This window comes from Lentibacter sp. (assembly GCF_965657785.1).
GTDB lineage: Bacteria > Pseudomonadota > Alphaproteobacteria > Rhodobacterales > Rhodobacteraceae > Lentibacter.
The window spans coordinates 1-1,066 of record NZ_CBFHPP010000059.1; the positions used below are offsets into that span (position 1 = coordinate 1).

2 protein-coding genes are annotated in these 1,066 nt (G+C 57.3%); both read left to right on the forward strand.

Going from position 1 to position 1,066, the window contains the following annotated elements:
• Nucleotides 1-820 (forward strand): RluA family pseudouridine synthase (locus ACTF58_RS13520; protein WP_438992486.1); only part of this gene is annotated, 820 nt, incomplete at its 5' end.
• Nucleotides 820-1,066: hypothetical protein (locus tag ACTF58_RS13525; protein ID WP_438992487.1), on the forward strand; the 247-nt coding region annotated here is incomplete at its 3' end. The genes ACTF58_RS13520 and ACTF58_RS13525, both read left to right, overlap by 1 nt.

The following is a 1,066-nucleotide window of genomic DNA, read 5'->3' on the forward strand; positions in this document are numbered from 1 at the left end:
AGCGGCGACCGAGAGCCACATCTTGCCGCAAGAGATAGCGCTTGAGGTCGTCTATGAAGACGATGCGCTTATTGTGATCAATAAGCCAGCAGGTATGGTTGTGCATCCCGCGCCTGGTACACCTGATGGCACGCTTGTAAATGCTCTGATGTATCATTGCGGGGCGTCTTTGAGTGGCGTTGGCGGAGTCGCGCGGCCTGGGATCGTGCACCGAATCGATAAAGACACAAGCGGGCTTCTTGTTGTGGCAAAGTCGGATGTCGCGCACCACGGGCTTGCAGCGCAATTTGAAAAACACACTGTCGAGCGACATTACCGCGCTCTTGTTTACGGAGTTCCTGATGCTTCTGATCCGCGTCTGCGCGGCACAAAGGGTGTGAGCTTTGAGCAGGGGGGGGTGATGAAAATCCAGACCCAGCTCGCGCGTCATAAGCACGACCGCCAACGGCAGGCTGTTTTCTTTGACGGTGGCCGTCATGCGGTGACGCGCGCGCGCATTGTGGCAAGCTTTGGCACACCTGAATGTCTTTCGCTTGTGGATTGCTGGCTTGAGACGGGACGGACGCATCAGATTCGTGTGCATATGGCTCATGCGGGGCACGGGCTTGTCGGCGACCCTGTTTATGGCGGGCGCCGCAAGCTGAGCGAGAAGGCGTTTGGCGCTGGGGCGGGTGCTGCTGTGAAAGGTTTTGATCGTCAGGCGCTTCATGCTGCGAGCCTTGGCTTTGAGCACCCTGTCAGCGGAGAGATGCTGCGCTTTGAAGCGGAGTTGCCAGCGGATATGGCCGCGCTCATTCAGGCCGTTGAGGGAGAAGCCTGATGCCGCAAGCTGATTTAAAATATTCATCTGATATCTCGCTGGATGTGCCCAATCTTCTGGCCGAGATCGAGGCGTTAATCCTGCGCCATGATGGTGGGGCCGGCGCTTGTAAAGGGCGGGCATACCCTGCGGAAACTGCACATCACAGCCATGTATTGCTCAAGGTTCTAATGTTGAACAAGCCGCACCGCGATGCGGCCTTTATGCAAGCGTTGCTTGCGGATCTGGTCGGTTTGCTGGATGCCG